26 protein-coding genes are annotated in these 26,007 nt (G+C 40.7%); 17 read left to right on the top strand and 9 right to left on the bottom strand.

Features of this window, described 5'->3' with window-relative positions; genetic code table 11:
* Positions 1-41 precede the first annotated feature (41 nt).
* The gene (locus tag EC846_RS10725) at positions 42-539 is read left to right on the top strand and encodes a glycine zipper 2TM domain-containing protein (RefSeq protein ID WP_004771597.1); all 498 of its coding nucleotides are present in this window, start codon (positions 42-44) and stop codon (positions 537-539) included.
* Positions 540-683: 144 nt separating this feature from the next.
* Positions 684-1,685: an LLM class flavin-dependent oxidoreductase gene (locus EC846_RS10720; RefSeq protein WP_171410023.1), complete on the top strand. Its 1,002-nt coding sequence runs from the start codon at positions 684-686 to the stop codon at positions 1,683-1,685.
* Between the two features lie 42 nt (positions 1,686-1,727).
* Here EC846_RS10720 and EC846_RS10715 read toward each other — a convergent pair whose 3' ends face one another.
* Entirely contained in the window at positions 1,728-2,444 is a 717-nt protein-coding gene (locus EC846_RS10715; RefSeq protein WP_123775152.1) for a hypothetical protein, read from the bottom strand.
* 77 nt (positions 2,445-2,521) lie between these two features.
* The gene (locus EC846_RS10710; protein WP_004771591.1) at positions 2,522-3,358 is read right to left on the bottom strand and encodes a pyruvate, water dikinase regulatory protein; all 837 of its coding nucleotides are present in this window, start codon (positions 3,356-3,358) and stop codon (positions 2,522-2,524) included.
* A 158-nt stretch (positions 3,359-3,516) separates the two neighbouring features.
* On the opposite strand from EC846_RS10710, the gene ppsA reads away from it, so the two are divergent.
* From ppsA to alr, 13 genes are all read left to right on the top strand, one after another.
* Entirely contained in the window at positions 3,517-5,895 is a 2,379-nt protein-coding gene (gene ppsA, locus EC846_RS10705) for a phosphoenolpyruvate synthase (RefSeq protein WP_123775151.1), read from the top strand.
* A gap of 366 nt (positions 5,896-6,261) precedes the next feature.
* Positions 6,262-7,026, top strand: a complete 765-nt coding sequence (locus tag EC846_RS10700) for an RDD family protein (protein ID WP_062847227.1) — start codon at positions 6,262-6,264, stop codon at positions 7,024-7,026.
* A 298-nt stretch (positions 7,027-7,324) separates the two neighbouring features.
* Complete coding sequence (gene cyoA / locus EC846_RS10695; RefSeq protein ID WP_062847228.1) at positions 7,325-8,392, top strand: ubiquinol oxidase subunit II; 1,068 nt, start codon at positions 7,325-7,327, stop codon at positions 8,390-8,392.
* A 3-nt stretch (positions 8,393-8,395) separates the two neighbouring features.
* The gene (gene cyoB, locus EC846_RS10690; protein WP_004771587.1) at positions 8,396-10,387 is read left to right on the top strand and encodes a cytochrome o ubiquinol oxidase subunit I; all 1,992 of its coding nucleotides are present in this window, start codon (positions 8,396-8,398) and stop codon (positions 10,385-10,387) included.
* A 4-nt stretch (positions 10,388-10,391) separates the two neighbouring features.
* On the top strand, positions 10,392-11,012 hold the full coding sequence (gene cyoC / locus EC846_RS10685) for a cytochrome o ubiquinol oxidase subunit III (protein WP_004771586.1): 621 nt from the start codon (positions 10,392-10,394) through the stop codon (positions 11,010-11,012).
* Positions 11,012-11,341 carry a cytochrome o ubiquinol oxidase subunit IV gene (locus EC846_RS10680; protein ID WP_004771585.1) on the top strand — a complete coding sequence of 110 codons (330 nt, stop codon included), beginning with the start codon at positions 11,012-11,014 and terminating at the stop codon, positions 11,339-11,341. Before cyoC ends, EC846_RS10680 begins: the two co-directional genes overlap by 1 nt.
* Before the next feature lie 10 nt (positions 11,342-11,351).
* Positions 11,352-12,230 carry a heme o synthase gene (cyoE, locus tag EC846_RS10675; protein WP_004771584.1) on the top strand — a complete coding sequence of 293 codons (879 nt, stop codon included), beginning with the start codon at positions 11,352-11,354 and terminating at the stop codon, positions 12,228-12,230.
* Positions 12,231-12,616: 386 nt separating this feature from the next.
* A complete protein-coding gene (rpsF, locus tag EC846_RS10670; RefSeq protein ID WP_004638540.1) occupies positions 12,617-13,000 on the top strand; it encodes a 30S ribosomal protein S6 in 384 nt (127 codons plus the stop codon).
* Positions 13,001-13,011: 11 nt separating this feature from the next.
* The gene (gene rpsR / locus EC846_RS10665) at positions 13,012-13,239 is read left to right on the top strand and encodes a 30S ribosomal protein S18 (protein ID WP_000090661.1); all 228 of its coding nucleotides are present in this window, start codon (positions 13,012-13,014) and stop codon (positions 13,237-13,239) included.
* A 12-nt stretch (positions 13,240-13,251) separates the two neighbouring features.
* Entirely contained in the window at positions 13,252-13,698 is a 447-nt protein-coding gene (gene rplI / locus EC846_RS10660) for a 50S ribosomal protein L9 (RefSeq protein ID WP_004771583.1), read from the top strand.
* Positions 13,699-13,812: 114 nt separating this feature from the next.
* Positions 13,813-14,112 (top strand): TM2 domain-containing protein, encoded by a 300-nt coding sequence (locus EC846_RS10655; protein WP_123775150.1) that lies wholly within the window; start codon positions 13,813-13,815, stop codon positions 14,110-14,112.
* Positions 14,113-14,296: 184 nt separating this feature from the next.
* Positions 14,297-15,742 carry a replicative DNA helicase gene (dnaB, locus tag EC846_RS10650; protein ID WP_004771579.1) on the top strand — a complete coding sequence of 482 codons (1,446 nt, stop codon included), beginning with the start codon at positions 14,297-14,299 and terminating at the stop codon, positions 15,740-15,742.
* 59 nt (positions 15,743-15,801) lie between these two features.
* On the top strand, positions 15,802-16,872 hold the full coding sequence (gene alr, locus EC846_RS10645; protein WP_123775149.1) for an alanine racemase: 1,071 nt from the start codon (positions 15,802-15,804) through the stop codon (positions 16,870-16,872).
* A gap of 49 nt (positions 16,873-16,921) precedes the next feature.
* Here the strand turns inward: alr and EC846_RS10640 are convergent, their stop codons facing one another.
* Complete coding sequence (locus EC846_RS10640) at positions 16,922-17,656, bottom strand: proteasome-type protease (RefSeq protein ID WP_047432498.1); 735 nt, start codon at positions 17,654-17,656, stop codon at positions 16,922-16,924.
* Between the two features lie 202 nt (positions 17,657-17,858).
* Between EC846_RS10640 and EC846_RS18400 the strand changes: the two genes are divergently transcribed.
* Both EC846_RS18400 and EC846_RS10630 read left to right on the top strand, forming a co-directional pair.
* Positions 17,859-18,863, top strand: a complete 1,005-nt coding sequence (locus tag EC846_RS18400) for a helix-turn-helix transcriptional regulator (protein ID WP_123775148.1) — start codon at positions 17,859-17,861, stop codon at positions 18,861-18,863.
* 98 nt (positions 18,864-18,961) lie between these two features.
* On the top strand, positions 18,962-19,894 hold the full coding sequence (locus EC846_RS10630) for a hypothetical protein (protein ID WP_123775147.1): 933 nt from the start codon (positions 18,962-18,964) through the stop codon (positions 19,892-19,894).
* Between the two features lie 331 nt (positions 19,895-20,225).
* Here EC846_RS10630 and EC846_RS10625 read toward each other — a convergent pair whose 3' ends face one another.
* From EC846_RS10625 to EC846_RS10600, 6 genes are all read right to left on the bottom strand, one after another.
* Positions 20,226-20,543 carry a putative quinol monooxygenase gene (locus tag EC846_RS10625; RefSeq protein WP_123775146.1) on the bottom strand — a complete coding sequence of 106 codons (318 nt, stop codon included), beginning with the start codon at positions 20,541-20,543 and terminating at the stop codon, positions 20,226-20,228.
* Between the two features lie 78 nt (positions 20,544-20,621).
* The gene (locus tag EC846_RS10620) at positions 20,622-21,941 is read right to left on the bottom strand and encodes an adenylosuccinate synthase (protein WP_004771572.1); all 1,320 of its coding nucleotides are present in this window, start codon (positions 21,939-21,941) and stop codon (positions 20,622-20,624) included.
* A 58-nt stretch (positions 21,942-21,999) separates the two neighbouring features.
* Positions 22,000-23,166, bottom strand: coding sequence for an ATP phosphoribosyltransferase regulatory subunit (locus tag EC846_RS10615; protein ID WP_123775145.1), 1,167 nt, complete (start codon positions 23,164-23,166; stop codon positions 22,000-22,002).
* A 204-nt stretch (positions 23,167-23,370) separates the two neighbouring features.
* Positions 23,371-24,438, bottom strand: a complete 1,068-nt coding sequence (locus EC846_RS10610; RefSeq protein ID WP_123775144.1) for a hypothetical protein — start codon at positions 24,436-24,438, stop codon at positions 23,371-23,373.
* A gap of 69 nt (positions 24,439-24,507) precedes the next feature.
* The gene (locus tag EC846_RS10605) at positions 24,508-24,825 is read right to left on the bottom strand and encodes a hypothetical protein (protein WP_123775143.1); all 318 of its coding nucleotides are present in this window, start codon (positions 24,823-24,825) and stop codon (positions 24,508-24,510) included.
* Positions 24,826-24,862: 37 nt separating this feature from the next.
* Positions 24,863-25,891, bottom strand: a complete 1,029-nt coding sequence (locus EC846_RS10600; RefSeq protein ID WP_047432484.1) for a type I glyceraldehyde-3-phosphate dehydrogenase — start codon at positions 25,889-25,891, stop codon at positions 24,863-24,865.
* Positions 25,892-26,007 lie beyond the last annotated feature (116 nt).

The following is a 26,007-nucleotide window of genomic DNA, read 5'->3' as shown; positions in this document are numbered from 1 at the left end:
AAAAAGAATACTGTCCAAAAGAATGGATAAGGAGTTTCATCATGAAATCAAATATGTGGTTATGTGGCGTTATCTTGGCAGCCTCATCAATGGTCACTGTTGCACATGCAGACAACACGACTCGGGTTGCAGCAACTTCGGCTCTAGGCAGCGTAGTCGGTACAGCTATAGGTAAACAACTGGGCGGTAATACGGGTGCCATGATTGGTTCAGCAATTGGTGGTGCTGGCGGTGCAGCTGCATCAAGTAATCGTCGTGACCGTACTGAAGCTGCGATTGGTGGTGGTTTAGGTGGTGTCGGTGGTTATACTGTCGGTCGTAACATGGGCGGAACCAATGGTGGCTATATCGGTGCTGCATTAGGTGCTGCTGGTGGTGCCGCTTTAGGTCAAAAAGTAGGTCAGGATCGTGATGATGACCGTCGTTATGATCGCCGTTATGACAACCGCCGCTCTTATGATGACCGCCGTTATTACAATTCACGTCATAACTACCGCCATGACAATGGTCGCCATCGCGGTTGGTACAAAAACCGTTAATTCGTTCGGTTGAATATTCGTTTTACCCTTTATAGCACCTTCGGGTGCTTTTTTTATTGCATTGAAACAATATATCGAACAAATTCGATATACAAACTCAAACTTATATCGTAGTATTTCGATATATAGTTTTGAGATGTAATGATGAAAACACTACAAGATATAAAGTTCTCTATTTTGGAATTAGCCCCTGTTAGAGATGATAAGACTATTGAATTTTCACTACGCCATGCTTTGGAGCTCGCACAGCATGCTGAAAAGTTAGGCTATGAACGCTTTTGGCTGGCAGAACATCACAACATGGATGGAATTGCCAGTTCTGCTACAGCGGTTTTATTGGGTTTTATTGCTGCAAATACGCAAAAGATCCGCTTAGGGTCAGGCGGTATCATGTTGCCAAACCATGCGCCACTGGTTGTTGCTGAGCAATTCGGAACATTAGCAACCCTGTACCCAGACCGTTTTGAACTAGGATTGGGTCGTGCACCCGGTACAGATCAGATGACCATGCGTGCGTTACGCCGAGGCCGTCAGGAAACTGAAGATCAATTCCCACAAGATGTGCTGGAAATTTTACAATATTTCAAAGCCCCACAGCCTAATCAGCGCATTATTGCAACACCTGGTCAAAATACCCACGTTCCAGTCTGGTTATTAGGCTCAAGTTTATTTAGTGCGCAGCTGGCAGCCAAGCTTGGGCTGCCTTATTCATTTGCTTCACATTTTGCTCCACGAATGTTAGGCCAAGCAATCGAAATCTATCGAGATAATTTCCAGCCTTCTGAGTATCTGGACAAGCCTTATGTTTCAATGGGCGTCCCTACCGTGGTTGCTAAGACAGACGAAGAAGCACAATATCTGGCAACAAGTTCGTATCAACGTATCTTGAATCTGATCCGTGGTCACAGCTTGAAACTCAAGCCACCGATTGAATCTACTCAAGGCTTGGCAACCAGCGCTGAGCAGCTTGCCATTCAGAATTTCTATGCTATGGCTCAAATCGGTTCGGCAGAAACAGTTAAAGCGGGTTTAAATAAAATTGCCAGCCAATATGAGGTTGATGAGTTTATTTTCACCTGTGATATTTATGATACAGAGAAACGTTTAGAAAACTTTAGCCTGTTGATGGATCTTAAGAACAGCTAAATGCCGCTATCTGAAAGTAAGCATTATTTTTTCAAATAATGCTTACTTCACGACACCGATATATTGATAAACCGTATTGGTTTTACGATAACGCAAATACTTGGCTTGTGGTTTTCCATTTTTATCCAGCAGCATAATATCAATATGATTCAGATTTTTATCACTACGAATATAGTCAGGAACATCATTCGGACCTTCATGATTGTTACAATCAAAATCGACCTGTATGCGATCCAGTAATTTGGTTTTGGTCTGGAATATTTTTACTGTCTGAATCAGTCCCGTTTGAGTCGGCTGCAAAGCATCAATCGTATAAGCACCAATACAACTGCTGCCTTTATAATAACTATTCACCAAATAAACAGGTTTTTCCATTAATACAGTTTGTTTAACATCAAAAATCAAGCCCGTCTCGACAGGCGTTAAATGAGTTTTTCCACTCTTTTGAGTTTGCACATAAGATGAGTATTCCCCCATCGTTCCGCCACCGCCCACATCAAAAGTGTAAAACTTTAACTGTTTATCTGGTGAAAACTGAATACGCACATGGTAATGGTCTTCAAAAGCGGGAAAGGAATAATTGAAGCTGGCAGGATCATTCTCTATTTTATGAACGATATCAGACTCGATTGTCTGATTGACCTGATAAAAGTCTTTATTCGCATATTTTTGAATCAGCTTTTTCTCAAACTGCGCCAATGTTTCTGCATAGGTTTGCGAAACCACAAGAAGTGGAAGAAGAAGTACCAGTCTTTTCATTGTATTTTCCTGTTCTTGTCATTCTGGAAATAAAAAAGCGTAGCACTTCGACCACGCTTTTCGATTGAAACACCTATTTAACCAATACGACGTTTTAAACCAGTCATCTGTAAAACACGGGTTGAAATTTCTTCAATCGACATCTCGGTGACATTGAGATATTTAATCCCTTCCGAGATATAAATGCCTTCAACCGCACGTAGCTCCATCTGGCACTGACTAAAACTTGAATAACGACTATTGGCCTTACGCTCATTGCGAATTGCCACCAGACGCTCTGCATCAATCATCAAACCAAACAGTTTATGCTTATGTTCACGTAGCACTTTTGGCAAACGGTTATCGTCCAGATCTTCCTCGGTTAAAGGATAGTTTGCAACACGAATACCAAATTGTAATGACAAATAAATCGAGGTTGGGGTTTTACCAGAACGGGACACACCGATCAAAATAATATCGGCTTTGTCATAATGACGTGTTCTCGCACCGTCATCATTATCCAGTGCGAAATGTACTGCATCGATACGGGCTTTATAATATTCAGAATCTGTTACGGCATGCGTTTGTCCAACCAATGTCGTTGGCGGAACCCCTATTTCTTGTTCTAATTTACTGATTAAACCTTCAAACACATCCAGATTGACTGCTTTGGCCGTATTGATAATTTCACGGACATGCGGATCGACCAGCGTATCAAAAACCAACGGTAAAGAGCCATCCCGAGACTGACACGCATTGATCTCTGCCACAGCGACCATTGCTGCCTCTTCTGTCGCAATATAAGGCATGATATGGATATCAAAATCCACGTTTGGAAATTGCGCAAGTAGTGAATGTCCAAGGGTTTCTGCGGTAATCGCGGTGCCATCCGAAATAAAAAAAACGCTCCGTTTAATTTCTTTACTTACGGGCATCAAAATTCTCCTTAAACATTTGTCTTAGTGCTCTATAATCTTTATAGTAAACTCATCTAACATGACTGTCGCTTAGTAAAATACTAAATCTAGGCACTTTTGTATAATTTCATACCAATGATGGTCATTCATACTGCAAAAAAAGTGGAGTAAATACTTTGGAAGCGCGCGTAATCGGTCTGGAAAAATTAGGAAAACACGATGTCGAACTCGTAGGTGGGAAAAACTCATCTCTGGGTGAAATGATCAGCCATTTATCCAATGCTGGTGTATCGGTACCGGGTGGTTTTGCAACAACTGCTGCTGCCTATCGTGAGTTCTTGGATCAAAGCGGCTTAAATGCTCGAATTCAGGCTGAACTTACCCAACTCAATGTTGATGATGTCATTGCACTTGCTGAGACTGGTGCGAAAATCCGTAAATGGATTGTTGACACTCCGCTTACTGCGACATTAGAACAAGAAATTCGTGATGCTTTTGCAGCACTTTCAAACGGCAACCCAGACATTGCCGTTGCTGTACGTTCTTCGGCAACTGCTGAAGACTTACCTGACGCTTCATTTGCAGGGCAACAAGAAACTTTCTTAAATATCCGTGGTATTGATAATATTCTTATCGCGATTAAAGAAGTATTTGCTTCTCTTTATAATGACCGCGCAATTGCTTACCGCGTACACCAAGGTTTTGAACATAGTGTTGTTGCCCTTTCTGCTGGTGTACAACGTATGGTTCGTTCTGAAACTGGTGCGGCTGGTGTAATGTTTACACTAGATACAGAATCTGGCTTCCGTGATGTCGTATTTATTACTGCATCTTACGGCTTGGGTGAGATGGTTGTACAAGGTGCAGTTAACCCTGACGAATTCTATTTATCAAAACCATTATTAAATGCGGGTAAACATTCTGTTTTACGTCGTAACCTCGGTTCTAAACACCAGAAAATGATTTATGGTGAAGAAGGTGCGGCGGGTAAATCAGTTGTGATCGTTGATGTTGAAAAACAGGAACGTCAACAGTTTGCATTAAATGATCATGAGCTTCACGAATTAGCGAAGCAAGCTTTGATCATTGAACAGCATTATGGTTCTCCAATGGACATCGAATGGGCGAAAGATGGCGATGACGACCAAATCTATATCGTTCAAGCACGTCCAGAAACAGTAAAAAGTCGCCAGAATGTCGGCACAATGGAACGTTACCTGTTAAAACAACGTGGTACTGTAATTTGTGAAGGTCGTTCAATCGGTCAACGTATTGGTTCTGGTAAAGTCCGCGTTGTCACGTCGATTAAAGAAATGGACAAGGTACAGGACGGTGATGTACTTGTATCTGACATGACTGACCCAGATTGGGAACCAGTGATGAAGCGTGCCGCTGCCATTGTGACCAACCGTGGTGGTCGTACTTGTCACGCAGCCATTATTGCACGTGAATTAGGTGTTCCTGCGATTGTTGGTTGTGGTAATGCAACAGAAGTTCTTGCTGATGGTCAGGAAGTGACTGTTTCATGTGCTGAAGGTGATACAGGCTTCATTTATGAAGGTGCGCTAGACTTTGAAGTGCAACGCAACTCAATTCACTCTATGCCGCAATTACCGTTCAAAATCATGATGAACGTGGGTAACCCTGACCGCGCATTTGACTTTGCTCAGATTCCAAACGAAGGGATCGGCCTTGCACGTCTTGAGTTCATCATTAACCGTATGATTGGCGTACATCCGAAAGCATTATTGAACATTGACAGCTTACCACGCGAAACTCGTGCTGCTGTTATGGCGCGTACTGCGGGCTACTCTTCTCCAATCGAATTCTATGTTGAGAAATTGGTTGAAGGTATTTCTACACTTGCAGCAGCATTTGCAGACAAGCCAGTGATCGTTCGTATGTCTGACTTCAAGTCAAACGAATATGCAAACTTGATCGGCGGCAAACTGTACGAGCCAGAAGAAGAAAACCCAATGTTGGGCTTCCGTGGTGCAAGCCGTTATGTTTCGGATAACTTCCGCGACTGCTTCGAACTTGAATGTCGTGCATTGAAAAAAGTTCGTGATGAAATGGGCTTAACCAACATTCAAATCATGATCCCATTCGTACGTACGGTTTCTGAAGCAAAACGTGTGATCGAATTACTTGCTCAAAACGGCTTAAAACGTGGTGAAAATGGTCTAAAAGTGATCATGATGTGTGAGCTTCCAACCAATGCATTATTGGCTGAACAGTTCCTTGAACACTTCGATGGTTTCTCGATCGGTTCAAACGACTTAACCCAGTTAACACTTGGCCTTGACCGTGACTCTGGTATCGTTTCTCACCTGTTCGACGAACGTGATCCAGCAGTTAAAGCGCTTCTTTCTATGGCAATTCATGCATGCCGCAAAGCAGGCAAATACGTTGGTATTTGTGGTCAAGGTCCTTCGGATCATCCTGACCTTGCGAAATGGCTCATGGAACAAGGCATTGAATCTGTGTCATTGAACCCTGACTCAGTGCTTGATACCTGGTTCTTCCTCGCTGAAGAACAGATCAAGAAAGCTTAATCTTTTTTAGAAAAAGACCCTCTTTCGTAGGGTCTTTTTTCATCGTAGGGTCTGTTGGCACTTCAGAGATACTTGTGACATGAGCCATTTTTGGCGCAAGATTTTTTGCCATCAGGCAGACATGGCTTACGTAATTTAGCTATTCTAAATAATGAGCAGCGATTACAGCTGCGCAAGATAACGTAGTAGTGGCAAAAATGTCCTTGTCCCATAGGGTTATGGCAAAAACCTCCCCAAACTTCGTTATGAAACTTGACAAGGGGTTTACCATTGTCTACGTTTCATGCCTTGTTTGGGTTGTTTTAGCCTATAACACAAGACATGTCTGAAATGTCAACACCCCCTTGTAATTGAGATTTTTAAATTATGCAAATTTACTTGGCTCGTAACAATCAACAAGCTGGTCCCTATAGTTTAGAACAAGTGAACCAAATGCTTGCCAGTCAACAAGTTTTATTGACGGATCTGGCTTGGCACGAAGGTATGACTGAATGGAAAACACTTGGTGAACTTACTCAAGGTAAACTTGTATACGAACCTGTAGGTTACACACCTTTTAGTGCTCCGATTAAAACAGAAACAGAGAACGCTTCTTTTAAAATCAAGGTTGAGCAAAAAGCCAAACCAGAATTAGCACCCTTCCACTCTCGTGCGCTTGCAAAAGTACTGGACTTGATTCTTTGGTTGCCAATGGCAGCTATTCCTTCTTTCTTCTTTAACGAAAGCCAATATAAAGAATTGTTTGAAATTCAAAAGCAATTACAGGCAGCTCAAGTTGCATCAAGTAAGGCTGTAGAATTACAGCAGCAGCTCATGCACCTTATCCCGAATGAAGCATGGATGAGTATTTTTGCTTATCTGATTATCATGCTCATGATTCAGGCTTTTTTTATTGCAAAATCAGGTCAGAGTATTGGTAAGAAAATTGCGAAAATTAAAATTGTAGATGCCGAAACATTTACTCAAGTCAGTACAATTCGCGCTTTTTGGTTACGCAGTATTTTGTTCATTATTTTAAATCTGCTGTTTATGCCATTTATTACAATTGTTGATTATGCTTTCTTCGCATTGAACAAAAATCGTCAAACTCTGCACGATAAATTGGCAAAAACCAAGGTAATTAAACAGTAATCACAAATCAATAAAGAAAAGAGGATTTATTCCTCTTTTCTTTTATATTAAATTGATATCTATACAAAAAGAACTTAACTCAACCTTAATTCCTACAAGATAAATCGGGTTTTAAAACAAGCATTTCAGGCCACTTTATCAGTAGCTTAGTTCTTCAATATGAGGCATAATGCCCAACAACGTAGCGGTGTCGCGTGATTGCTAAGCATTTTTTAAACAATTCTTATCAATCACGCGACACTTTAATCGCTATCCCATAATTTAATTAGGGAATGGGACTCTTCACCGAGGTTGTAAAATGAGACAAACGATTTTAGCTGTATTGTCTTTATCTGCGATGGCCGCGCTCTTAACTGGGTGTGGCGGTGATATGGTACTTCTAAACAATAAAGGTCCAGTTGGTCAAGGTCAAAGTAACTTGATGATGACTGCGATCTATTTAATGCTATTGGTGGTAATTCCATCAATTGTTATGGCATTGTGGTTTGGTTGGAAATATCGCGCGTCGAATAAAGATGCAGACTATAAACCTACTTGGGCACACTCTACGACAATTGAGATCGTTGTTTGGGGTGTTCCTGTCATTATTATTGGTATTTTAGCTTGGTTAACTTGGTGGGGTTCCCACAAGTACGACCCTTACCGTCCGTTAGAATCTGATAAAGCACCATTAACTATTCAAGCTGTCGCTGAACAGTTCAAGTGGATTTTTATCTATCCTGAGCAAAACATTGCAACGGTAAATGAAGTACGCTTCCCAGAGCAAACACCAGTAAGCTTCAAGATCACTTCTAACTTTACGATGAACTCTTTCTTCATCCCACAGTTAGGTGGCCAGATCTACGCAATGGCTGGTATGCAAACTCACCTGCACCTATTAGCAGATGAACCAGGTATTTTCCGTGGTTTCTCAGCAAACTATTCAGGTTACGGTTTCTCACAAATGCGCTTTAAAGCACACAGTGTGACTGAACCAGAATTTGCACAATGGGTAGCAGACATCAAAGCTGGTAAAGGCGACACAATCGTTGTTGATGACCATGGTACAAAAGCCATTCAAAAACCGATCCTTGACCAAGCCGAGTTAGCAACGCTGAAAGATGGCGATCGTTCTAAGCATCAGATCGAGCATTTAGTGAATCGTGCTAAAGCTGCTGGTGATGAAGAAGCGCTTGCTAAAGCTGAAGCGATGACACCGTTCCCGACTAAGCCACACCCAGTGACTTATTACTCATCAGTTGAACCAAAATTGTTTGAAACAATCATCAACCACTATATGAGTAACTATCACGGTGCTGACCATTCTGCTGGACATGCAACAGCAGAAACTCATGCTGCAGCAGAACACGCTGCTCAAGGGGAATAAGACATGGATATGATTTTTGGTAAACTTGGGTGGGATTCGATCCCGACAGAACCCCTTGTACTTGTCACCATGGTCTTTATGGCACTTGGTGCAATTGCTGTTTTAGGCGGTATCACCTATTTCAAAAAATGGGGATATTTGTGGAATGAGTGGTTTATTACTGTAGACCATAAAAAGATTGGTATCATGTATATCATCGTATCTGTTGTCATGCTTTTGCGTGGTTTCGCCGATGCGATCATGATGCGTCTACAACTTTTCCTCGCTAAAGGCGGCGGTGAAGGTTACTTACATCCTGACCACTACGACCAGATCTTCACCGCACACGGTGTTATCATGATCTTCTTCGTGGCAATGGGTCTCGTTGTCGGTATGATGAACATCTCTGTACCTTTACAGATTGGTGCTCGTGACGTTGCTTTCCCATTATTGAACTCTTTAAGCTTCTGGTTATTCGCCGGTGCTGCTGGTTTGATGATGCTTTCACTTGTATTAGGTGAATTTGCTGCGACTGGTTGGATGGCTTACCCTCCTCTATCTGGCATTCAATATTCTCCTGGTGTTGGTGTTGACTACTATATCTGGGCACTTCAGGTTTCTGGTCTAGGTACGCTTTTATCTGGTGTTAACTTCTTTGTTACCATCATCAAAATGCGTGCACCTGGCATGAAATTGATGGATATGCCTATTTTCACGTGGACTTCACTTTGTACGGCTGTATTAATCATTGCATCGTTCCCTGTATTAACAGGTACACTTGCAATGCTTACACTTGACCGTTACTTCGGCTTCCATTTCTTCACCAATGAGCTTGGCGGTAGCCCAATGCTTTACGTGAACTTGATCTGGACTTGGGGTCACCCTGAAGTATATATCTTGGTATTGCCAGCATTTGGTCTATACTCAGAAATCGTTGCAACCTTCTCTCGTAAAGCGTTGTTCGGTTATAAGTCTATGGTGTATGCAACTATCGCGATTACTGTTCTTGCGTTCGTTGTATGGCTTCACCACTTCTTCACCATGGGTGCTGGTGCGAACGTTAACGCGTTCTTCGGTATCATGACCATGGTTATTGCGATTCCTACAGGTGTGAAAATCTTCTCTTGGTTATTCACAATGTATAAAGGTCGCATCACCTTCACTACCCCTATGTTATGGACACTTGGCTTCCTTGTAACATTCGGTATTGGTGGTTTAACTGGTGTACTTATGGCTGTTCCACCTGCGGACTTCCTTGTACACAACTCATTATTCTTGATCGCTCACTTCCATAACGTAATTATCGGTGGTGTGGTGTTTGGTATGTTTGCCGGCATCATCTTCTACTGGCCGAAAATGTTTGGTTGGAAGCTCAATGAAGCATGGGGTAAAGCTGCGTTCTGGTTCTGGTTCTTCGGTTTCTACTTTGCATTCATGCCACTTTATATCCTTGGTTTCATGGGTATGACACGTCGTTTGAATACATATGACAACCCAGAATGGGATCCGTACTTGGCTATCGCGTTATTCGGTGCTGTTCTTGTTGCGATCGGTATTGCATGCTTCTTGATGCAAATCATCGTTGGTTTCTTACAACGTAAGGACAACATGGACCATACTGGCGATCCATGGGATAGCCGTACCCTTGAATGGGCAACGTCATCTCCTGCTCCATTCTATAACTTTGCACATGTACCAGAAGCTAGCGGTGTTGACCGTTTCTGGACTGACAAAGAAAATGGTGTAGCATACGCACGTAACACTAAATATGAAGACATCCACATGCCGACTGATCGGGCTGCTGGTTTTGTCATTGCAATGTTCATTACATTACTTGGCTTTGCACTTATCTGGCATATTTGGTGGCTTGTTGTTGTTTCATTCGTTTCAGCTGTTGTTAGCTTGATCGTAAGCTCATTCACTAAGAATGTTGATTACTACGTTCCTGCTGCTGAAGTTGAGCGTATTGAAAACGAACGCTATGCTTTACTTGAAAAACACTTGAAGAAGGACTAAGGAAATGGCTGAAGTACTTCATCACGACAACCACGGCCACGATGGTCATCATGAACATGATGATACGGACTTAACGGTCTTTGGTTTCTGGACATACTTGATGAGTGACTTGATTCTTTTCGGATCACTCTTCATTGCGTTCGCTGTATTAAGCAGTCATATCCCGCCAGGAACCCCAAGTGCATATGACCTGTTCCATGATTCATTAGGCTTCGTGTTAACTGAAACATTTGCCTTATTGATTTCATCGGTAACATTTGGTTTTGCTGTACTTGCATCTTATAAAAAGAATGTAAATCAAGTGATCACTTGGTTATTCATTACATTCCTTTTTGGTGCATCGTTCATTGGTATGGAAATCTATGAATTCCATCACCTTGTACACGAAGGCCACGGTCCTACTCACAGTGCATTCTTATCATCGTTCTTTACTTTGGTTGGTACACACGGTATCCACGTAACTTCTGGTTTAGTGTGGATGCTGGTATTGATGTATCAAATCAAAAAGAATGGTTTGACTTTACCGAATACACGTCGTCTTGCTTGCTTAAGCTTGTTCTGGCACTTCCTTGACATCGTTTGGATCTGTGTATTCAGCGTCGTTTACTTACTGGGAGTTCTCTAATGAGTAGTCATGACCATAATGCTGCAGGTGCGTCACACGGTAACTTTAAGCAATACACTGTTGGATTTATCCTATCTGTTATCCTCACCATCATCCCGTTCGGGATGGTGATGGCTGGCGGTTTCAGTCGTGGCGTTTTAGTTACAGTAATTGCAATTACTGCTGTTGCTCAGGTACTTGTACAACTTGTGTACTTCCTACACATGAATACATCGTCTGATCAACGTTGGAACCTTATTGCATTTATCTACACAATCTTATGTATCGCTGTACTTTTAGTCGGCTCTGTGTGGATTATGAATTACCTACACTACAACATGATGATCTAAACTGATTGTCATGTGGAAAAAGTATTTATTCCTGACTAAACCAGGAATTCTCTTCGGTAATTTTATTACCACCTTGGGCGGCTTCTTCTTAGCCGCCCAAGGCTCTATAGACTTCCTCTTATTATTATTGACCTTGATTGGAACAACGCTTGTGGTTGCTTCTGGTTGTGTGGTGAATAATGTAATTGATCAAGACATCGATCAAAAAATGCAGCGCACCATGAACCGAGCGCTTGTGACTAAAACAATTTCCCCTACTGTTGCCATGTTATATGCATTGGTTTTAGGTGTTATTGGCTTTAGCATTCTCTGGTTCTATGTTAACGCCTATGCATTTTTATTTGCTGTGATTGGTTTTGTGGTCTATGTCGGTTTTTATAGTTTGTGGACAAAACGTACCACAATCCATCAAACTGTCATTGGTAGTATTTCTGGAGCGAGTCCTCCTGTTATTGGTTATACGGCTGTAAGTCATCAGTTCGATATGGCTGCCTTATTGATTTTTGTTGCATATGCTTTATGGCAAATGCCACATTCATGGGCAATCGCAATTTATCGTTTTGACGACTACAAAAATGCAGGCGTTCCGATTTTACCTGTAGCACGCTCAATTTTAAGAACGAAGATTGAATCACTGATTTATGTGGTTTTATTTACCGTTGCAATGAATGCTTTATTTGTATATGGATACACCAACATCATTTTTCTGGTGATCTGTAATGCACTTTGCATTTACTGGTTCTACATTGGTATTTTAGGATTTAAGGCTAAAGATGATCAACTTTGGGCTAAACGCTTTTTCCTTTTTTCAGTAATTCTCGTTACTGTCATCAGTTTAAGCTTTAGTTTTACCTTTAAAAGCCCTGCACCATTCTTCCCTATTTTTTAAAAAGATAGAGGATTCTCTATCTTTTTATTCTCCCTGTATCGTTCTTCATTTCGTGCAATAAAAACATTCGCTTCTTTATTGCCTAAATGAGACGTTCACCTTGCGTTATCTTAAACTCGACCCTGCACTCAAATTGATGATCAAGTTTGCTCACACCATTTATTTTTAAAGCCCCCTTCTCATTTCACCTAAAATAAATTAAATGTTCATTCTATTTTTAAATGTTTCATCAAAAAATTAAAACTAAAAAAACCAAGCAGATTTGCTTTATCGCTCTGATTTGAATATAATCCCCGCTTCGCAATTTGCGACATAACTTTTTAAGTTATGACTCCTTGCTTCTGATTTTTATAATTAGGGGCTGCTTAAACCGTAAGGAGCTGACAATGCGTCACTACGAAATCGTACTATTGGTACATCCAGACCAAAGCGATCAAGTTGTAGGTATGGTTGAACGCTATATCTCTCAGATCAAAGAAGCTGAAGGTCAAATTCACCGTTTAGAAGATTGGGGCCGCCGCCAATTGGCTTACCCGATTAACAAAATTCACAAAGCACACTACATTCTTATGAATGTTGAATGTGGTCAAACGACTCTTGATGAATTAGAAGAATTGTTCCGTTATAACGACGCGATCATTCGTAACATCATCATCCGTCGTGAACACGCAATTACTGAAGAATCTTTACTTGCTAAGAGTGCTGAAGAAAAACGTGCGCGTAAAGCTCAACGTGAAGAAGCACAACAAGCAGTTCAAGAAGCTGAATAAGGAGAACATCAATGGCACGTTTTTACCGTCGTCGCAAGTTCTGCCGCTTTACAGCTGAGAATGTTGCGTACATCGACTACAAAGATATCGACACTTTAAAACAGTACATCACTGAAAACGGCAAGATTGTTCCTAGCCGTATTACAGGTACTAAAGCTCGTTATCAACGTCAATTAGCGTTAGCTATTAAACAAGCTCGCTATTTGTCTTTGATTCCGTACACTGACAACCATAAGTAAGTGAGGTGAGCTGTGGACGTTATCTTATTACAACGCATTAAAAACCTTGGTAAATTAGGCGACAAAGTATCAGTTAAAGCTGGTTACGGTCGTAACTTCTTGATCCCTCAAGGTAAAGCTGTAGCTGCAACTGAAGCAAACACTGCTGCTTTTGAAGCTCGTCGTGCTGAACTTGAGAAACAAGAAGCTGAAGTATTAGCTGCTGCGAATGCACGTGCTGAACAATTGAACGAAGTTAACATCGTTATCACTGCGAAAGCTGGTGACGAAGGTAAACTCTTCGGTTCTATCGGTACTCGTGACATCGCTGATGCTTTAACTAATGCTGGTCTTGCTGTAGACCGTGCAGAAGTTCGTTTACCAAACGGTGCGCTTCGTCACACTGGTGAATTCAACATCGCAATCCAATTGCATCATGATGTTGTTGCTGAAGTTCTCGTTACTATCGTATCTGAGTAATTTCTGCAAAGAAAAAGAGCATGTTTTACATGCTCTTTTTTTATGTCTAAAAAATACAAAAAGACTTCGAATTAAGTTTTAAATTTTATAATTCTCATCTCTATAGGGCCTCATATGCAAAAGAAAAATCGTATCATCGCTTTGGTACTCGCAATGTTTTTAGGTTTTTTCGGAATAGATCGTTTCTATCTCGGCAAAAAGACCAGTGGTATTTTAAAATTAATCACTTTTGGTGGCTTAGGCTTGTGGTGGTTTATTGATGCCACCCTACTCCTACTTGATGCCTTCCTTTATTCCTTGGGCAAAGATACGGGGTTCGTCAAGGATGCTCAAAATAATGATCTTTGCTACGGCCTTTCTGCTTACCGCTTAAAAAATGGAAAATTCGTACAGGACTGGTTTGCAAAATCTTAACCTAAAATCTTCTATTTTTTTCTTTACACAAACTTGACCACACTGGATGTAATAGCAGAAATGACTATCTATTATGCTATTGCATCACTTACACAATTTTCCCTGAATTAAATTGTCCAGATCAGCTTCATTTGGATTAAGATAGTCACTCGGTCGTGTTTCATCTTTTTTATTAGGTCTTGTTATGTCACAGGCGAATGCCAATTTTACAAAAAATTCTCCAAACACAGAGAGTAAAGTGAGTGACTCAGGTCAACTAAAAGAATTCCGCACTCCACCTCACAATCTTGCAATTGAGCAGGCTGTTTTAGCCGCTTTGATGACGGTGGCTGAATCATTTGAACAAGTCAGTGACTTACTGAAAGAAAATGATTTCTATGCAACGCGTCACAAATATATCTATCGTGCCATTGAAAAACTCGCACAAGAAAACTCACCTTACGATGCGGTTTTGGTGAATGACTGGTTGCTCAAACAAAACTTGCTTGATGCCATTGGTGGTGAAGAATATCTGATGCAATTGATGGCAGACTCTCCATCAAGTTTCTACAACCTTGAAATTTATGCAAATAAAATCAAGGAGTTTTCAACTCTGCGTAACATGATCAAGATCAGCAGTGATATTTTACAAAATGCCTATGACACCAAAGGTCGTCCAGTCAGCGAAATTCTAGATTTAGCAGAAACCAGTATTTTCTCTTTAGCGGAACAGCACAACAACAATAAAAAAGATTCTGGGCCAAAATCAATCAGCTCTGTAACTGCTGACGTTATCACCAAACTAGATGAACTTTCTAAACTTGATGGCAACATTACCGGTTTAACCACGGGATTCCTAGAGCTAGATAATAAAACTTCAGGGATGCAACCAGGTGACTTGATTATTGTTGCGGCACGTCCATCGATGGGTAAAACCACATTCGCGATGAACCTTGTTGAAAGTGTACTGCAATATAACCGCTTACCAGCCCTCGTATTCTCAATGGAGATGCCAGCCGACTCAATTGCTATGCGTTTGATCTCAGCAATGGGTAAAGTCCATCAAGGACATTTGCGTTCGGGTAATCTGGATGCGGATGAATGGACCAAAGTAACGGGCACAATCCTGCAATTACAAGAAATGCATCTCTATATCGATGACTCATCTGCCCTGCCGCCAACCGAACTTCGTGCCCGTGCGCGTCGTGTGGCCAAAATGCATGATGGCAAAATCGGCTGTATCATGGTCGATTACTTGCAGTTGATGAAAGTGCCAGGTATGGGTGATAACCGTGTGGGTGAGATCTCGGAAATTTCCCGAAGCTTGAAAGCGCTTGCCAAAGAAATGCAATGTCCTGTTATCGCACTATCACAGCTTAACCGTAGTTTGGAGAACCGACCAAATAAGCGTCCAGTGATGTCCGACTTACGTGAATCGGGTGCGATCGAGCAGGATGCCGACTTAATCATGTTTATTTATCGTGATGAAGTCTATAACAAGGAATCCAAAGAAGCAGGTACTGCTGAAATCATCATCGGTAAACAGCGTAACGGCCCAATTGGTAGCGTCCGCCTTGCCTTTGAAGGTCAATACACCCGTTTTAGTAACCTCTCACCTGAGTTCTATGCTCAGTATGATGATGAGGAATAATTCCTACCCGATTTAATTGCTTTATCTACTTTCCAAGTCGTCCCAAAGGAGAAATCAGGGTGCGCCAAGCAACAGTTTATATTGATAGTGATGCACTACAATATAATTTTAACCGCGTTAAACAACTTGCTCCCCATTCAAAAATTGTCAGTATGGTCAAAGCCAATGCTTACGGACATGGAGTTAAAGATTGTTTAGCCGCCTTGGACGCCACAGACGCCTTTGGTGTCGCCTGTTTAGAAGAAGCGCTAGAGATCAGGCAACTGGGATATACCCAACCGATCACGCTGATTGAAGGTATTTTCTCTGAAGATGAAATGACCCATGTCATTGAGCAAAAGCTTGAATGTATCGTTCACCATACCCAGCAAGTTGAATGGCTGATCCAGCATAAACAAGCCTACAATGCATTGGGTTTAAAAGTCTGGGTAAAGCTGAATAGCGGAATGAACCGTTTAGGCTTTAAAGTGACTGAAATTATCGATGTTATTCAGCGTTTAAAAGCAGAAGGTTTTACCTGTGTGCTCGCTATGCACTTTGCCAATGCCGATGTAGATCACCCGCTCAATGAACAGCAAATAGAACAATTCTTACACGTAAAACAAGCATGTGCACCTATTTTAGCCTCATGCTGCAATTCAGCGGCAATTTATAAATATCCTGAACTGCATTTTGATTTTGTCCGTCCTGGCATCATGCTATACGGTGCCTCTCCATTTGCAGATAAAAATATACATGATCTCGATCTCAAGGCTGTAATGACCTTTAGTGCAGAAATCATTGCTTTGAATGAAATCCAGCAAGGTGAATGTGTGGGCTATGGTTCAACCTATGCAGCAACCTGCCCTTCAAAAATTGCCATTGTTTCGATTGGTTATGGAGATGGCTATCCACGTGCCTATACCCAACAGAATTTTGTTGTGATTGACCAACAGCTCGTTCCTGTCGTGGGACGTGTCAGCATGGATATGATGGCGATTGATATCACTAACATAAAAGCTGAACTTGGCACTAAAGTGGAGCTTTGGGGACCAAATCGCCTTGTGGATGATGTTGCAACTGCAAACGGAACCATTGGCTATGAATTATTGTGTCGTTTAAGCAATCGACCACGACGTAGAGTCATTTAAGTGCACAAAAAATCCAGACCAATGTCTGGATTTTTTTATTCGCGCTCATTTAAAGATCATAATCTGCTGTCGGCTTGGGTAGTTCTTGCAAGCCACGACGTAATGTCTCCGACCATTGCTTACTGATCTGGGTAAAGTAAGGATCATTTTCACTAATCCGCTTGCCTGTGGGAATCTTGAAGCTATCTTTATGATAAACCAGCGCATCCAATGGTAGACCCACAGATACATTTGAACGTAACGTCGAATCAAAGGAAATAAGCGCACAACGCAAAGCATCATCTAAAGGCATTTTGTAATACAAAGCGCGATCCAGAATCGGTTTTCCGTATTTACTTTCACCAATCTGAAAATATGGCGTATCCGTGGTTGCGCAAATAAAATTACCCTGCGGATAGACATTATACAGCTGCATTTTATCGCCCTGAATTTGGCCTGCCACTAAGATACTGCAAGAGTAATTTATCTGTTCATGTGGATCTGCAGTGATATCTCCAAGTACCTTGCGTAAGGTTTTACCAATCAGTTCGGCCACCTCAAACATGGTATTGACTGTATTCAGATTAGGTTCCTGTCGTAACACCAGTGCATTTTGCAAATGTCCAATCACCGCTTGGGTTGTCGCTAAATTACCTGAGGTTTGCAAGGCTATAAAGCGCTCGCCTTCGACCCCAAAGGTGTGCAATTTCCGAAACACAGAAATATGATCGACCCCAGCATTAGTACGGGTATCACTAATCAGTACCAGACCCTGTTCTAATCTTAAAGCACAACAATACGTCATCTTTTTCTCTCTACATTTGACAAGTCAAAACCTGAACCGTAGACACCTTTTAAATGAACATTTTTTACTCTTATTTAAAATATTTAAGCAAAAGCGTGCTCATTTCAGTCGTAAATACGTAATCTGGATAGGATGGACTTGCTAATTAGGTATAGTTTTTTTATTGTGTGTGCTTTAGACCATTGAATTACGTATTACGCTTATGTCATCCGTACAAGAAAAAGAAACTTCGAATAGCCTTTATCGCCAGTGGCAAATTTTATCCCGCCTTTCTACTGGGAAATGGATGGGTACCCGAGAATTACAAGAAATTTTAGAACGTGAAGGCATTGATATTAGCTTGAGAACGATTCAGCGCGATTTAAATCAGATTGCGCAGCGTTTCCCTATTGAAAGTAATAAAACCGTCCCTCAAGGCTGGCGCTGGCGTTCTGACGCACCTATTCAAAGCTTGCCACACATGACCAGTTCGCAAGCGGTAACGTTCATGATGGTTGAAGAACATTTACGTCACTTGCTTCCACCCAGCTTATTAGAAGAAATGACCCCTTGGTTTGATCTTGCCAAGCGTAGTCTTTCTACCCAAAACAACGTGAGACAATGGATTAACCGTGTCCGAATCGTACCTGCGACCCAGCCACTCATCCCGCCAGTGGTCGACAAGCATGCTCAGCAAGCGATTTATGAAGGTTTATTACAAGATAAACAGATTGAATGTATTTACCGCGCCAGAACTCATCAAGGTGAAGATAAAACCTATATCCTGAACCCATTGGCATTGGTACAAAAAGGTGCAGTGATTTACTTGATCTGTACCCGTAACGATAAAACCGAAGTTCAGACCTTTGCCTTGCACCGCTTTAAATCTGCGACCGTACTAGATAATCGCGCATTACATCCTGTGAATTTTGATATTGATAATTATATTGAATCAGGCGCTCTCGGTTTCCGTGTGGACTATAACAAGCCAACTGAACAGATTCAGTTAAAACTGACTATGAGCGAGAGTACAGCACGAAGTTTTTATGAAAGTCAGCTCAGCAAGGATCAAGTCATTCAACCATTTGAAGAGAATATTGTTGAAGTTTCTGCAACCGTTCCCTTTACGTCACAACTGGTCTGGTGGCTCAGAAGTTTTGGTAAAAAGATTCTGAATATCGAACCTGCTCCTGTTTATAACGCAGTGAAAGAAATTGAAGAGTCATAAATAGCGATATATATCCAACATTTTGCATGATAGAATTTTACCGAAATTGGCTAAATATAATTAGCCACGGTAATAATAATGCTATCGGTAGAATCAAAATGCACAGCCATAAAAAAGTATTCCTTTCTGTTGGGATGATTTCAAGTCTTACCTTATTATCTGCATGTGGTGGTGACTCTTCTAATTCCAATAGCAGTTATATTCCACCAAAGGTTATGAGTGAAGTTAAGACAGATTTGAAATTTCTAGAGAAAACCTTACCTTCGACCCAATCGACCAATGTAGATACCCCAGTCTATCGTTACACTCAAATCTTCAATAAAGAAAATGATCAGTTCAAAACAAGCTATCGATTAGAGTTTGATTTTGATATGAATGCAAATACGCTTTACCGCTTAGAAGCGGATTATGATACATTAATTAATGCCACACCAAATTCAGTCAAATTAACAGAGTTTGAAAAAAGTGGTCAAAGCATAACTGTAAAAAAAGAATTTCAATGCTCAAAAAATAATAATCCATGCGCTAATATTGTCAATTCAGTCAATATGAAAACAGGCCAAGCCAAGCTTGATTTTAATAATCTATTATTAACCAAACAATCTTGGGTAGATGCTCCAATCAATACCATTATGCTTGTGGGCTCTGTTGAAGGAAGGCTTACAGAAGCACCGACTAAAGTTCAGTTGCCAGAGAGTCAATCACGTACTCTGAATGTTTCATTTCTTCCATCAGAACAGGACCAAATATCATCTTTATCAACTCAATATAAACAACTTTCATTTACCAATCATAATCAAGCAGCTTTTCAACTTGATGAATTAAGTATAGGTATTCAAAACAATCAAGTTCAATATGTGAATCTTACGTTTCCTAACTTAATTATTTATCCACTTTATTGTGGAGTTTTCACACTTAAATGCCAGAATGGAACTTATAACCCTCTAAACTATGAGGTAACTTTCCATAATACGAAAATAAATGGCATTTTTTTCGGCGATCTTTATCTTAATGGCTCAACAGGATTATAATTAAAAAAGAGAACCTTTCGGTTCTCTTAGACTTTTTATAGGTTTTATTATTAATCACTCAATATTATTATTCTTGTTTTAAATGCCAAACCAACCTCTCTCCCCGCCTTGATCAAAATTGGTTTGCACCTTTTTTTAGCGCTGTGATGCAAAACAACATCGGCACGCCAATTCATAGCCATTGTAGCGGATTCTCTTTTTCGTCATAGTTAAAACCCTCTTTGTTTGAACGTAAAGCTAATATAACGAGGATTTTTGAGGCTGTGAAATAACAAAGTCTGGAATCCAAAGCTGATTTTTTGCTATCACAATTTTCTAGATCAAAGCGATATTACTGATCATCTTGATGCTCAAACAAGGTCTCAAAACGATGTAGATGCGTAAAACGTCCAGCTTGTGTTTGATATTGATCAATTTGAGGCACCAAGCGCTGAAAATGCTCAGACTGTACATGTAAATCCAGTGCTGCCCGATCGCCCCATTCTTCAATAAAGACAAAATGCCCTTTCTGCTTATGATTATGATAAAGGTCGTAAGCGATACATCCTGCTTCCATTCTGGTTTTTTCAACAAGCTCTTGATACAGCGGTAAAACTGCATCAGTGTGTTCGGGTTGAATAAAGTCTTCTGCAATTAGTTTTAAAGTCATAGTAGCTCTTATTCTTCTGAAATTTTTCCATAAAAAAAGCTCTCAAATTCATGAGAGCTTTTTTGTCACCAACTCAGCTTATGCTGAAAATGGATGACGTAATACGATTGTTTCTGCACGGTCAGGACCTGTTGAAACGATATCAATTGGGCAACCAATTAAAGTTTCGATGCGACGTACATAAGCCAATGCATTTGCAGGAAGTTGATCGATTTGAGTCAAACCTACAGTAGATTCGCTCCAACCTGGCATTGTTTCATAGATCGGCTTCAAGCTTTCGAATGAAATCGCATCAGAAGAACCTGCACAACCTGAATCTACATCTTCATAACCCACACAGATTTTCACTTCTTCTAAACCATCTAATACATCAAGTTTAGTCAAGCAAATACCAGACAATGAGTTTACTTCAACTGAACGACGTAGAATTTCGGCATCGAACCAACCACAACGACGTTGACGGCCAGTAGACGCACCAAATTCATGACCTACAGTACCTAAATGGCGACCAATTGCATCACCTGTATCGGTTGCAGCATCATAGTGCAATTCAGTTGGGAATGGACCAGCACCAACACGTGTTGTATATGCTTTGGTAATACCCAATACATAGTCTAAATGAAGTGGGCCCATACCTGAACCAGAGCTTACGCCACCAGCAGTGGTATTCGAGCTGGTTACGTATGGATATGTGCCATGATCGATGTCAAGTAATGAACCTTGTGCCCCTTCAAACATGATTGCCTTACCTTCTTTACGGTAATCATGTAACACTTTAGTCACGTCAATCACTAATGGTTCAAGCACTTCACGCCATTGGTTACAAAGCGCAAGTACATCTTCAAACTTAACTTCTTCAACGCCATAGAATTGAGAAAGCTGAAAGTTATGAAGCTCAAGCATTTCCTTGAGTTTTTCTTCAAGCAATGCACCGCCACGGATCAAGTCAGCTACGCGTACAGCGCGACGTGCAACTTTATCTTCGTAAGCTGGGCCAATACCACGACCTGTCGTACCGATTTTTGCGTTACCACGTTTTTTCTCACGTGCTTGGTCAAGCGCGATGTGGTTTGGCAAAATTAATGGACAGTTTGGAGAAATACGTAAACGCTCTTTAACAGGTACGCCTTCTTCTTCCAGAATCGCCATTTCTTTAATTAGGGCTTCAGGAGAAAGAACAACACCATTACCAATTAAGCACAATACGTTTTCACGTAAAATACCTGATGGAATGAGGTGCAATACAGTCTTCTTACCACCTACCACAAGAGTATGGCCTGCGTTGTGTCCGCCTTGATAGCGTACTACCGCAGCCGCTTGATCTGTGAGCAGGTCGACGATTTTACCTTTTCCTTCGTCGCCCCATTGGGTACCAAGTACCACAACATTTTTGCCCATAATAGCCTCATTACATCATGCTGTTAAAATTGGAAACCAAGTCTCAAAAACTTGGCAATTAAATCTTTTCAATTACCCACTGGCCACTTTGAGACACCATCTGATGGGTCGCATATGGCACTGAGCTTAAATCATCATTACCTAACAATTGCACCACACGTAAACCTTGGCTACGCGCATCTACGATTGCATTCAATAAATCTTGTTGATTACCTTTTGGCGCGACGACAGTTTCAATTTCGACAAACTGTGTTGCACCTAAAGCATATAAGTCACAACTGAAACCTGTTGCTGGACGCGCGCGACCAAAGTGCTCACCAATACCATCATAACGTCCACCTTGAGCCAGTGGCGCAGCACGATTTGGTGCATAAATGGCATACATCAAGCCCGTATGATAGTGGTAACTACGTAGTTCAACCACGTCCACACCCACATTCAGATTTGGCCAGCTTGATTGGATTTGCGCTAATGTTGTTTTCAATGCATCAAATGCAATCTTGAAATCAACATCATTTAAAATTTCTTGGCTTAAATGTGCTTGTAATGCATCCAGATCACTTGCATAGCGACCTAATGCATAAAAGTCCGTACCCATCGCTAAATCTTGGGTAAATTCTTCAAGCTCAGGTAATGCCTTACGCTGATATAAATCAGAAAGTTCACTTTCGGTATTTTTATTCAGACCGGCATGTTTCACCAGACTACGGAATAAACCGACATGGCCCAGATCTAAATGCGCACCTTCAAGCGTATGTGTATGCTGAATTAAAGCCAGCATCACATTGACCATTTCAACATCAGCTTCGATGCTGTCATGACCATACAACTCTGCACCTAACTGTAAAGGTGCACGTGTTGCATTAAAATTCTGTGGTTTAGTATGCAAGACTGAACCTGCATAGCAATAACGTGCCACACCTTCAACCGGGCGTACATGGGCATCGATACGTGCAACTTGCGGTGTCATATCCGCACGAACGCCGAGTAAACGGCCAGACAGTTGGTCAATTACTTTGAAAGTAACTAAATCTAAATCTTGATTAGATTCTGAAAGTAAAGACAACGATTCAATGTATTCAATAAATGGCGTATACACCAATTGATAACCTCGAACTGCGAGGAAATCTAACGCTTCTCGACGCAACGTTTCAACAACTTGCGCTTGTTCGGGCAATACATCTGCTACCCCGTCAGGGAGCAACCATGTCTCTGAAATGGTCATGTTCCAAACCTAAAATCTGTTCAATGTGGAGGCATCCACACAAAAAGCAACCACATAAAAAAATCGGGTGAATGCCCGATTCAGCGTAGTGTAGCACGAAGATTTATGTGATGCACCTTCGAATTTGCATAAAACTTCATAGTTTTATGCTCTGTTTATATAGACTTGCATATAAAATTAACGAATAGATTCAATAGATTGAAGTTACTCATTGATTGTGTAAGTCCATGTTCTTGTTCCAAAGAACTGCCCAACATCTGAACTATCACCCTGTTTCCAGTTGATCAAATTCAATTTTTTGATTGCATCAACAGCCTGAGTATTGAATGCAAAACAGCCGTTCTCTAATTTGGCATTATTTAAACGTTGATTTTGCTTCATCCATAAATCAATTGGAGAATCTCCACCTTGATAAGGATGACTTTTCTCATAGGCTAAATGCTTATCAGCATCCCATAACTGGCCTGAAATGAATTGGCTATTTGTACTTTGATTTTGGCTATTCCCTAATCTACTGTATGTTTCAACCGTCTCTAAATTTTCTAATGCAATGACGTTATAGCCATGCCATTGGGTATCTAAAAGTTTAAAATATTTTTTATCTTCACCTAGACCATTATATAGATCGACAATTTGTCGCTTCTGCTCATTAAAAGATGAAAAATAAGAAAATGAAAAATCTGACTCAAGATAAGCTTGATTCCACTGGGTCTCTTTTAAACGATAACAATAGCTACCTTTAGGAAATACAGCGTTTTTATAGGTCGAATAAAATTTAATTAAATTCTGGTCAAGTCGATCAGGTTTCGCTGTTAAATCAAAATGTTCTCTATAACCCGGCATTATGCGATCAAAAATATTTTGACCTTCTAATTTTACCCATTCAAAGTTTAAATTCTGCTTAAGTTCAGGTGTCCGTTCATAAAGCCATTGGGTAGAAGATAGCCGTTTAACGACATTCGATTGTGGCGTACCTTTTTCTATCACTTTTGTTTCAGTCAATATCTTCTGGTCTAAAGGCTCATTATGTGACTTATTGAAATTAATCTGATTATTCTTAATAGAATAGTTTGTTATCTCAAAATAGTCTTCAATAATATGGTCAGAAACTCTTGGTGCCTGATAATAAACTTGGTAAAGCACATCTTCCTGAGTTGGTTTTTCTTCAACTTTAGATTCGTCACTATGACCTGAGCCCCCACCACCACAAGCCGATAACACCAGACTCGTTGCGATAATACAAATACCCTTCTTTTTAAAATTCCACTTCATAAAATCACTTCATATTATTTGTTATGAAAATCATATTATATAAATCAACCATATAATACAAAATGTATTTTAATGGCTCTTGTTACTACCTTTAACCATTATTTCTAATACATTCACCAATTCAACATTCTGCTTTTCTAATGCCGCAATATTTGCCACCGTTCGATCAAGTACTTCCTGTTGTACATGCATTTTTTTGGCAAGATCCTGCATGATTTCCAGACTCTTTTTGAGATGTAACTCCAAATGCACTACTTTTTCCTCAAGTTGTACGATCTGAATATCAGCAGGTTGTTGAACTTCGGTATTTTTAAACTGAAACCAGAATAAAAATATCACTGCCCCTAATAAAAGCAGCAGAAAACCCCAAATCAATATAAATGTCATCCGTTGCTCCGAATTATTTATTATCTGTTCTTAAATGTTATTCATCACAAAATGATTCACACAAATCCAGTAAACGATTTGCATAACCCCACTCATTATCATACCACGCAAAAACTTTCGCTTGGTGCCCCACCACCATCGTCTGCGTTAAATCAACAATTAAAGAATAAGGTGAATGATTAAAGTCACTCGAAACCAAATCCTCATCTGTTACTTGCATAATCTGTGCATAATCAAACTGAGCCGCTTTAGTGAGGACTTCGTTGACTTTATGCACGGTAATTGGCGAGTGCGAAACAAAAGTTAAATCAATTGCGGCTACATTAATGGTCGGTACACGAATTGAATAACCATCAATGCGGTCTTCCATTTTTGGCATGACCTGTTTTAACGCACCTAAGGCACTTGAGGTCGTCGGAATAATATTTTGACCCGAGGCACGCGCACGACGTAAATCCCGATGCGCATGATCTAATACTGATTGATCGGCTGTGACTGCATGGATTTCTGTCATTAATGCAGTATCAATACCAAAGGCATCATCAATGATTTTAACCAGCGGAACTAAAGCTTGGGTGGTACACGACACGCTGGAAATAATCTGATCGCTTGCTTTGACTTCATTATGGTTCACACCATAGACAATTGCAGCATCAACTGAGTCAAAAGGCGCAGCACCAATAATGACTCGCTTCGCACCCGCTTCGACATGACGGGTTGCATCGGCACGTGAACGGAATAGACCTGTACATTCCAGTACTACATCAATATTTAAATCCGCCCAAGGCAATAATTCGGGTTTCTCTTGTTTCAGAACTTGTAGTTTTAATTGGCGTTGATTGGACTGAATGTTCAGAAAAATACATTCATTTTCAATCAGAATTTCAACTTGCCCAGCAAAGCGACCATGCGTGGTATCGTACTTAAATAAATGCACCAGCGTCTGGACATCAGCCACATCATTAATTGCAACGATTTCAAATTGAAACTGTTTAGGACTTTCAAACCATGCACGTAATACATTCCGACCAATTCGACCAAATCCATTGATAGCGATACGTTGCATGTAGCGTCCTTATTCATAAAAACATCATCTTTTCTGTGCTATATGGTAAAACATCAGTTGCCCTATTGAATATAGATTTTTAGCTTAAACACAGTTTTATATGATATTGCTTGTAA

The sequence above is a fragment of the Acinetobacter sp. BIGb0102 genome (assembly GCF_003815055.1).
In the GTDB taxonomy this organism is placed as follows: domain Bacteria; phylum Pseudomonadota; class Gammaproteobacteria; order Pseudomonadales; family Moraxellaceae; genus Acinetobacter; species Acinetobacter vivianii.
The sequence above is the reverse complement of the archived record's forward strand: the minus strand, read 5'-3'. Positions and strand labels throughout refer to the sequence as shown.

Bases quoted from the DNA above. Each gene is read 5' to 3' on its own strand.
- cyoB (WP_004771587.1), top strand. From the start codon at position 8,396: ATGGATATGATTTTTGGTAAACTTGGGTGGGATTCGATCCCGACAGAA.
- EC846_RS10605 (WP_123775143.1), bottom strand. From the start codon at position 24,825: ATGACATTTATATTGATTTGGGGTTTTCTGCTGCTTTTATTAGGGGCA.
- dnaB (WP_004771579.1), top strand. From the start codon at position 14,297: ATGTCACAGGCGAATGCCAATTTTACAAAAAATTCTCCAAACACAGAG.
- rpsR (WP_000090661.1), top strand. From the start codon at position 13,012: ATGGCACGTTTTTACCGTCGTCGCAAGTTCTGCCGCTTTACAGCTGAG.
- EC846_RS10700 (WP_062847227.1), top strand. From the start codon at position 6,262: ATGCAAATTTACTTGGCTCGTAACAATCAACAAGCTGGTCCCTATAGT.
- rpsF (WP_004638540.1), top strand. From the start codon at position 12,617: ATGCGTCACTACGAAATCGTACTATTGGTACATCCAGACCAAAGCGAT.
- EC846_RS10625 (WP_123775146.1), bottom strand. From the start codon at position 20,543: ATGACTTTAAAACTAATTGCAGAAGACTTTATTCAACCCGAACACACT.
- EC846_RS10715 (WP_123775152.1), bottom strand. From the start codon at position 2,444: ATGAAAAGACTGGTACTTCTTCTTCCACTTCTTGTGGTTTCGCAAACC.
- cyoA (WP_062847228.1), top strand. From the start codon at position 7,325: ATGAGACAAACGATTTTAGCTGTATTGTCTTTATCTGCGATGGCCGCG.
- EC846_RS10640 (WP_047432498.1), bottom strand. From the start codon at position 17,656: ATGACGTATTGTTGTGCTTTAAGATTAGAACAGGGTCTGGTACTGATT.
- EC846_RS10610 (WP_123775144.1), bottom strand. From the start codon at position 24,438: ATGAAGTGGAATTTTAAAAAGAAGGGTATTTGTATTATCGCAACGAGT.
- EC846_RS10710 (WP_004771591.1), bottom strand. From the start codon at position 3,358: ATGCCCGTAAGTAAAGAAATTAAACGGAGCGTTTTTTTTATTTCGGAT.
- EC846_RS10615 (WP_123775145.1), bottom strand. From the start codon at position 23,166: ATGACCATTTCAGAGACATGGTTGCTCCCTGACGGGGTAGCAGATGTA.
- EC846_RS10720 (WP_171410023.1), top strand. From the start codon at position 684: ATGAAAACACTACAAGATATAAAGTTCTCTATTTTGGAATTAGCCCCT.
- cyoC (WP_004771586.1), top strand. From the start codon at position 10,392: ATGGCTGAAGTACTTCATCACGACAACCACGGCCACGATGGTCATCAT.
- EC846_RS10680 (WP_004771585.1), top strand. From the start codon at position 11,012: ATGAGTAGTCATGACCATAATGCTGCAGGTGCGTCACACGGTAACTTT.
- EC846_RS18400 (WP_123775148.1), top strand. From the start codon at position 17,859: ATGTCATCCGTACAAGAAAAAGAAACTTCGAATAGCCTTTATCGCCAG.
- cyoE (WP_004771584.1), top strand. From the start codon at position 11,352: ATGTGGAAAAAGTATTTATTCCTGACTAAACCAGGAATTCTCTTCGGT.
- EC846_RS10600 (WP_047432484.1), bottom strand. From the start codon at position 25,891: ATGCAACGTATCGCTATCAATGGATTTGGTCGAATTGGTCGGAATGTA.
- EC846_RS10620 (WP_004771572.1), bottom strand. From the start codon at position 21,941: ATGGGCAAAAATGTTGTGGTACTTGGTACCCAATGGGGCGACGAAGGA.
- EC846_RS10630 (WP_123775147.1), top strand. From the start codon at position 18,962: ATGCACAGCCATAAAAAAGTATTCCTTTCTGTTGGGATGATTTCAAGT.
- EC846_RS10725 (WP_004771597.1), top strand. From the start codon at position 42: ATGAAATCAAATATGTGGTTATGTGGCGTTATCTTGGCAGCCTCATCA.
- EC846_RS10655 (WP_123775150.1), top strand. From the start codon at position 13,813: ATGCAAAAGAAAAATCGTATCATCGCTTTGGTACTCGCAATGTTTTTA.